Source organism: Streptomyces sp. B15, from assembly GCF_018070605.1.
Taxonomy (GTDB): Bacteria; Actinomycetota; Actinomycetes; order Streptomycetales; family Streptomycetaceae; genus Streptomyces; species Streptomyces smyrnaeus.
Genome location: NZ_JAGPXJ010000095.1, coordinates 19748 through 27578 on the forward strand (window position 1 = coordinate 19748; position 7831 = coordinate 27578).

Genomic DNA, 7831 nt, shown 5'->3' on the forward strand with positions numbered 1-7831 from the left:
CCGGTACACAGGTAGGCATGCGTGTACTACTGGTGGAGGACGAGGAGTTCCTGGCCGAGATGGTCGCCGAGGGGCTGCGGCGCGACGCCGTCGCCGTGGATGTGGCCCATGACGGCCAGGCCGCGATGGACAAGCTTCGCTTCGGCGCGTACGACGTCCTCATCCTCGACCGGGACCTGCCGCGGCTGCACGGCGACGAGGTGTGCCGCCGGGTCGTACAGCAGCGGCTGCTCACCCGCATTCTGATGCTGACCGCTGCCGGAGACGTACGGGACCGGGTGGCCGGGCTCGGTCTGGGCGCTGACGACTACCTCAGCAAGCCGTTCGCGTACGACGAGCTGCTGGCACGCGTACTCGCCCTCGGACGCCGTGCACAGCCCGCGCTGCCACCCGTACTGGAACGGGCCGGGCTCGTCCTCGACACCGCCAGGCGTCAGGTGACCCGGGACGGTCGCTATCTCGCCCTGTCCCGCAAGGAGTTCGCCGTGCTGGAGACGCTGCTGCGGGCCGACGGCGCGGTGGTCAGTGGAGATGATCTGATCGAGCAGGTATGGGAGGAGGACACCAGCTACCGCACCAACGCCGTCCGCGTCACCCTCTCCAAACTGCGCGCCAAGCTGGGCGACCCACCTGTGATCGAAACGGTCCCGGGCTCGGGCTACCGTCTGGGCGATGCCCTGTGAACAGCGAACGGGCCCGGCTGACCGCCCTCTACACCGGCCTGCTCGTGCTGGTCGGCGTGCTGCTGACCGGTCTCGTCTACGTCCTGCTGGAACAGGGTCTCGACTCCCGGATCGGCGTGGCGATCGACAAAGCCGTGCCCGCGGACAGCAAAGCGCCGGAGGGGAACGCGCAGGAGGGGTTCGCAAGCACCACCCCCCAGCGGACGCAGCCCCTGGACCGTGACGGAGTGAACCTGACCAGGAAGGTGAGCAACGCCGCCGGTGACGCGGCGCTGAGCCGCCTGTTGACGGTCTCCGGCGTGTCCCTGGCCGTCTTCACCGTCGTCTCAGCGCTGCTGGCCTGGTGGATGGCGGGCCGGGTGCTGCGCCCCGTCGGTGTCATCACCGCCAGGGCCCAGCGGCTCTCGGGTGAGAACCTGCATGAGCGGCTCGCCCTGAGGGCGCCGCGTGGCGAGCTCAAGGAACTCGCCGACACCTTCGACCAGATGCTCGACCGGATCGAGCATCTGGTCGCGGTCCGGCAGCGGTTCGCGGCCAGCGCCGCACATGAACTGCGTACCTCGGTCTCCGTCCAGCGCGCCGCGGCCGAGATCGGTCTGGCGAACGACCCGCCGCCGGAGAAGGTGGCCCGTATGCGGCGCAAGCTGATCGAGAACGCGGACGGGAGCGAGCGGCTCATCGAGGGCCTCCTGCTGCTCGCGGTCTCGGACCGGGAGCTGTCCAACCCCGAACCCGTCGCACTGCACGAGATCGCCACTGGCTGCGCGGCGGGCCTGGAAGAGGCTGCGGCCCGGCACTCGGTCACTCTCGATGTGAAAGCTGAGCCGCTGTCCGTCGAGGGCGACGCTGTCCTGCTGGAACACGCGATGTACAACCTCATCTCCAACGGCATCCGCTACAACCACTCCGGCGGCACCGTGCGGGTGCGCGTCGAATCGGACGCCATCGAGGTCGTCAACAACGGGCCTGTGGTGCCGCTCGCGGATGTGCCGCTCCTCTTCGAGCCCTTCCGCCGTGCGGAGCAGCGCACCCGCGGCCCTGGGGAGGGCGCGGGTCTGGGCCTGTCGATCGTCGCGTCGATCGTACGGGCACATGGTGCGGACCTACAGGCCGGCGCGAACCCTGAAGGCGGCCTGGCGATCCGGCTGGTGTTTCCGCCGTCGTCCACGTCTCCCGGCCTGGCCGACACCTCGGGTGCCGTACCCGCGCAGCGCGCCGCTTCGGCCGCGTCCGCCGGGGCCGATCGGTGGGTGAAGGACGGACGCAACTCCAGCCCTCCAGCCCGACGGAGGCCGGAGAGCTGACGCATTAGTCCGTATTAGCCGGTGAAGCCCCTTGACCAGGCCGACAATTCGGCGGCAAGGTGCTGACTAATCCGCATTAGCAAGCAGCTGTTTTCAGCAACTCCGACGCTAATGCGTATTAGCAAGCCGAAGCACACTGGCGAAGGAGAACCGGACATGGCCGAAGACAACCCGCCACGGACCGCAAAGGCCCGGCGGGGACGGCCACGACAAGCTGAGGTAGCCCGGCTCGCCGGGGTGTCCCAGACCACGGTGTCGCTGGTGCTCGGCGGCAACAAGCAGGGCATCGCACTGCACGCCGAGACCCGTGCCCGGGTACTGGCGGCGGCCCGGGAGCTGGGCTACGTACCCGACCCGGCGGCCCGCCGGCTGGCTGCGTCCCGCAACAATCTGCTGGGCGTCTTCAGCTTCACCGCGACGTTCCCGACCGCCGTGGAGCACTCGTACTACCCGTTTCTCGTCGGCGTGGAGCAGGAGGCCGCCGCACGCGGCTTCGACCTGGTGCTGTTCACCGGTTCCAGCCCCGGCGGTGCCCAGGCGGACGTTCCCGGGGCACTGGAGCGGGTGCGGCTCGCCGACGGCTGCCTCCTCCTCGGCCGCCACGCACCCACCGCCGCGCTGCGCCGACTCGTGGAGGACGGCTACCCGGTCGTACACATCGGCCGCCGCGACGACCTGTCGGACCTGGCCTGGGTGGGTGCCGACTACGTCGACGCCGGCGTCGAGGTCATGCGCCGCCTCGCCGCACTCGGCCACCGTCGTGCCGTCCTCGTCCGTGAGGACGACGACGCGACCGCTTCCATCGACCGCGAGCGCGGCTTCCGCACCGGGCTCACCGCAGCGGGCCTCGCGGGACCCTCAGGTGGCGCCGACCCCGTCGTGCGCGCCGTAGACCCGGCCGCCGAGATCACCCCGGACTGGGTGCGGGAGCGGCGCGAGGAAGGCGTCACCGCCTTCGTCGCCGAGGAGACCGACACCGGCGCTGTCTGGCGGGCGCTGCTGGCCGCCGTCGACGGCGCCGGGCTCAGCGCCCCGGACGATCTCTCGCTCGCGCTGCTCGGTTCACCGCCCGCCGATCTCACCGACCGCCCGGAGCCCACCGGCTTCGACATCCCCCGCACCGCGCTCGGCGCCGCGGCCGTCCGGGTGCTCACGGCGCTGCTGATCGGTGAGAAAGCCGACGAGCCGCTGGTGGCCTGCGCGTTCCGCTCCGGCACGACCACGGGCCCGCCACCTGCCGCCCTCTGACCCACCCCAGCCGTCAACATCAGCAAGGAGCACGCACCGGATGCCCACCCCCATCGCCACCCCCACCGAGACCGACGTCCTCATCGTGGGCGGCGGCCTCGGCGGCGTTGCTGCCGCCCTCGCTGTCTGCCGGGCCGGGCGCACCGCCGTTCTGACCGAGGAGACCGACTGGATCGGCGGCCAGCTCACCTCCCAGGCGGTGCCGCCGGACGAGCACCCCTGGGTGGAGGAGTTCGGCGTCACCGCCACCTACCGTGCGCTGCGGGAAGCGATACGCGAGCACTACCGCCGCTGGTACCCGCTGCGTGCGGAGGCGCTCGAACTGCTGCGGCTCAACCCAGGCGCAGGGCGCGTCAGCAAGCTGTGCCACGAGCCGCGGGTCGCGCTCGCCATGCTGGAGGCGATGCTCGCCCCACACCGCGCAGCGGCGGCGGGATGGCGGCGGCTCCCAACCGGGCAAGGGCGGCTCACCGTGCTCACCGATCACCGCCCGGTCGCCGCCGACGTCGACGGCGACACCATTCGGGCCGTCACCGTCGAGGACGTCCGCGACGGCGCCCGCCACACCGTCGCGGCACCGTACGTCATCGACGCAACCGAGACCGGCGAACTGCTCGAACTCGCGGGCGTCGAGTACGCGCTGGGCGCCGAGTCGCGAGCCGAGCACGGCGAGCCGCACGCGCCCGAGACCGCCGACCCGCTCAACCAGCAGGGCATCACCGTCTGTTTCGCCCTCTCGCACCACGAGGACGAGGACCACACCATCGACCGCCCGGACGGCTACGACTTCTGGCGTTCCTACCGGCCCGATTTCTGGCCAGGGCCACTGCTCGGCTTCCTCGCCCCCGACCCCCGCACGCTCGCGCCGGTCGAGCGCACCTTCGTGCCCAACCCGGGCGCCGATCCCCTCGATGTGTCCGCCGACCAGAGCGCCGATGCCGGGGACAAGGAGCTGTGGGAGTTCCGCCGCATCCTCGCCCGCAGGCTCCACCGTCCCGGCGCCTTCGACTCCGACATCACGCTCGTCAACTGGCCGCTCAACGACTACTGGCTCAAGCCGTTCGTCGGTGCCGGCGCGGAGACGAGCCGGGCCGCGCTCGCCGGAGCCAGGGAGCAGTCGCTGTCCGTCCTGTACTGGTTGCAGACCGAGGCCCCACGCCCCGACGGCGGCACCGGATTCCCGGGTCTGCAGCTCCGTCCCGACGTCACCGGCACGGCCGACGGCCTCGCCAAGGCAGCGTATGTACGCGAGTCCCGCCGCATCAAGGCCGTCACCACCGTCACCGAGCAGGATGTCGCCATCGACATCGTCGGGCCGTACGGACGCACCCGACACCGGGACTCCGTCGGCGTCGGGGGCTACCGCATCGACCTGCACCCGTCCACCGGCGGCGACAACTACATCGACATCGGGTCCGTACCGTTCGAGATCCCGCTGGGTGCGCTGGTGCCGCGCCGGGTCCGCAACCTGCTGCCCGGCGGCAAGAACATCGGCACCACGCACATCACCAACGGCTGCCACCGTCTGCACCCCGTGGAGTGGAACGTCGGCGAGGTCGCCGGCGCACTCGCCGCGCACTGCCTCACCGAGGGCGTGCGGCCACACCAGGTGCAGGAAGAGGACAAAGAGTTCGAGGACTTCGCCCGCGTCCTCGACCGGTCCGGCGTGCAGCGACATTGGCCCGACATCCGCGGCTACTGACGCAAAGGCCCGTGTCGCGCCGTTCACACGACCCGCATACGACACAAGGGGTGGTCCTCATGGCTTCACACCGCATCCGCGTCGGCATCGACGTGGGCGGAACCTTCACCGACGCCGTGGCGATCGACTCCGCCACACTGCGGCTCGTCGCCCAAGTGAAGGTTCCGACCAGCCACCATCACGCAGACGGTGTCGCGCACGGCATCGTGGAGGCGCTGGACCGGATACTGAAGGATGTCGGGTGCGAGCCCGCCTCCGCCTCGGACAGCATCGCGTTCCTCGCCCACGGCACCACGCAGGCGACCAACGCCCTGCTCGAAGGTGATGTGGCCCCGGTCGGCCTCATCGGTATCGGTACCGGACCCGGCGCCCTGCCGACGAAACGCCTCGCCGGTCTCGCGCACCTCGAACTCACCCCCGGCAAGCGGCTCCCGCTGTCCTACGCACACGTCGCGGACCCGGACGACGCCGCGGCCGTACGCACCGCCGTCGAGCGGGTCACCGCTGCGGGAGCCGAGGTGCTGGTGGCCAGCGAGCCGTTCAGCGTCGACCTGCCGGACGGCGAGGATACGGTGCTCGAGACGGCGCGCCCCTTCGGGCTGCCGATGACCGCCGCGCACGAGATCACCTCGCTGTACGGGCTGCGCAAGCGCACCCGCACCGCCGTCGTGAACGCCGCGATCCTCCCGAAGATGCTGGCCACCGCCGACCTGGTGGACGCCGGCATCACGGCGGCCGGGGTGCGGGCGGCGCTGATGGTGATGCGGTGCGACGGCGGTGTGATGTCGCTGGAGGAGATGCGGCGGCGGCCCCTGCTGACCGTGCTGTCCGGGCCGGCCGCCGGAGTGGCCGGAGCGCTGATGCAGGAGCGGGTCAGCGAGGGCGTGTTCCTGGAGACCGGCGGCACCTCGACGGACATCAGCGTGATCCGCCGGGGCAAGGTCGCGGTCCGGCACGCCACGATCCTCGGCAAGCCCTCGTACCTCTCCGCGCTCGACGTACGCACGGTGGGCGTCGGCGGCGGCTCGATGGTGCGGACCGGAGGCGGCAAGGTGGGTGCCGTGGGCCCGCGCAGTGCGCATATCGCAGGCCTGCCGTACGCCTGCTTCGCCGACCCCGAGGACCTGCGCGACGCCCGGCTGGCCACCATCAGCCCGCTCGACGGCGACCCGGACGACTACGCCGTGCTCGACGCGGCGGGCGGCCGTTTCGCGCTCACCATGACCTGCGCGGCCAACGCCCTCGGCCGGGTCCCGAACGGCGACTTCGCCGCCGCGGACCCAGAGGTGGCCAGGACAGCGCTGGCGCCGCTGGCGGCTGCGCTGGGCACGGACGTCGCCGGCGCCGCGACGCGGATCCTGGACGCGGGGGTGAAGCAGGTACGGGACGTCGTGGACGCGATGGTCCGCGACTACCGCCTCGACCGCGACACCGCCGTCCTCGTCGGCGGCGGAGGCGGTGCCGCCTCCGTCACCCCGCACCTGGCAGCGGACACCGGCATGACCGGCCGCATCGCCGCGCACAACGAGGTCATCAGCCCGATCGGTGTCGCGCTGGCGCTGGTACGCGAGCAGATCGAACGGATCATCCCGGGCGCCACCCAGGAGCAGATCCTCGGCGTCCGGGGAGAGGCGGAGGCGGCGGTCGTCGCGCAGGGCGCAGACCCCGCCGCTGTGGAAGTGGAGGTCACCGTCGACCCGCAGACCAACACCGTACGGGCCATCGCCACCGGCGCCACCGAACTCCGCGCCCAGGACCGCGCCCACCGCGCCGACGACGCCGAGCGCCTCTCGGCCGCAGCGGCCAGCCTGAAGGCCGATCCATCGGCGGTCGAGGTGCTCGCCGGCACCCCAGCGCACACCGTCTACGGCACCGAACGCCGCCGCCGTTTCCGCAGATCCCGCCACCCGGTCCGGGTCCTCGACGCGGACGGCGTCGTCCGCCTGCACTCCGCCGACGCCCGCGTCGCGACCACCACGGTCGGCGCGGCCCCTGAGCTGCTGGCCCGGTTGATACGCGAGTCCACCACGTACGGCGACGGCGGGGTGCGCGCCCCGGCACTGCGCCTGCTGCTCGGTTCGCGTATCGCGGACCTCTCCGGCGTCCTGGACGCCGAACCGCTCCTGGCGCTGGCCCGCAGCGAGTTGGGCTCGCGGGCGGCGGACGAGCCGGTGGTGGCGATAGTGGAGGCCCGCTCATGACGGCCGCGGCGAGGGACGTCCGGTCCCTGACCCACGCCGCTGCCCCGGGCCCGGCTCTAGGTTCCCTCGCCCCCGCCCGCCGCGCGGCGCTGCGCGCGGAGTGCACACGGCTGGCGGAGCTGGACGACGCCGAGTTCGGCGTCCGCCTGCTCGCCAACACCCCGACCCACGAGGGCCGCGGCCCCGCGCTGCTGGACCGTTGGGCGCAGGCGGCGACGGCGTTCGGCACCGAACTCGCCGCGGACGGCGGCAGGCGCGGATCCGACGCGCACGGACCGGGCGGACGCGGACCCGACGCGCACAGACGCGACGGGCACGGTTCCGGCGCGCGGGTCGTCGAACGCGACGGCGGCCTCGGCCAGTTGCTGCTCGCCCGCTACGTCTCCCGCCCCGCACCCGCCGTCGAGCTGTACGTCGACACCCTCGCTCTCGGCGAGGAGCTTGCCGGGTGGCTCGGCTGGCGCGGGTGGTTCCCCGCCGGGGCGCTGCGGGAAGCGGCGCTCGCGCACGAGACGGCGCACTGCCTGCTGCACGGTGACGCGCCGCTGCGCCGCGCACTGCGCAAGCGAGTCGGGCACACCGCTCTGAGGCTCGGCCGGCTGCGCGTACTGGGCCACGTCGCCGGCGCCGATGAGCTGGCAGCGCATGGCTACGCCGCTGCCCGCTGCGGCCTCGGCCGCACACCCCTACTGC

6 protein-coding genes are annotated in these 7831 nt (G+C 72.4%); all 6 read left to right on the top strand.

Going from position 1 to position 7831, the window contains the following annotated elements:
* Nucleotides 1-17: 17 nt before the first annotated feature.
* Entirely contained in the window at nt 18-683 is a 666-nt protein-coding gene (locus KBY19_RS30195) for a response regulator transcription factor (protein ID WP_099885668.1), read from the top strand.
* Complete coding sequence (locus KBY19_RS30200; protein WP_210967120.1) at nt 680-1987, top strand: cell wall metabolism sensor histidine kinase WalK; 1308 nt, start codon at nt 680-682, stop codon at nt 1985-1987. The genes KBY19_RS30195 and KBY19_RS30200 overlap by 4 nt, the downstream gene beginning before the upstream one ends.
* Nucleotides 1988-2143: 156 nt before the next feature.
* The gene (locus KBY19_RS30205; RefSeq protein WP_099885666.1) at nt 2144-3235 is read left to right on the top strand and encodes a LacI family DNA-binding transcriptional regulator; all 1092 of its coding nucleotides are present in this window, start codon (nt 2144-2146) and stop codon (nt 3233-3235) included.
* Nucleotides 3236-3275: 40 nt separating this feature from the next.
* The gene (locus KBY19_RS30210) at nt 3276-4937 is read left to right on the top strand and encodes an FAD-dependent oxidoreductase (RefSeq protein WP_210967121.1); all 1662 of its coding nucleotides are present in this window, start codon (nt 3276-3278) and stop codon (nt 4935-4937) included.
* 59 nt (nt 4938-4996) lie between these two features.
* Complete coding sequence (locus KBY19_RS30215; RefSeq protein WP_210954972.1) at nt 4997-7138, top strand: hydantoinase/oxoprolinase family protein; 2142 nt, start codon at nt 4997-4999, stop codon at nt 7136-7138.
* Nucleotides 7135-7831 (top strand): hypothetical protein (locus KBY19_RS30220; protein WP_247691574.1); only part of this gene is annotated, 697 nt, incomplete at its 3' end. The genes KBY19_RS30215 and KBY19_RS30220, both read left to right, overlap by 4 nt.

What these genes read in the sequence shown, in the direction of transcription:
- KBY19_RS30195 (WP_099885668.1), top strand. Translation starts at nt 18, where the DNA reads ATGCGTGTACTACTGGTGGAGGACGAGGAGTTCCTGGCCGAGATGGTC.
- KBY19_RS30205 (WP_099885666.1), top strand. Translation starts at nt 2,144, where the DNA reads ATGGCCGAAGACAACCCGCCACGGACCGCAAAGGCCCGGCGGGGACGG.
- KBY19_RS30210 (WP_210967121.1), top strand. Translation starts at nt 3,276, where the DNA reads ATGCCCACCCCCATCGCCACCCCCACCGAGACCGACGTCCTCATCGTG.
- KBY19_RS30215 (WP_210954972.1), top strand. Translation starts at nt 4,997, where the DNA reads ATGGCTTCACACCGCATCCGCGTCGGCATCGACGTGGGCGGAACCTTC.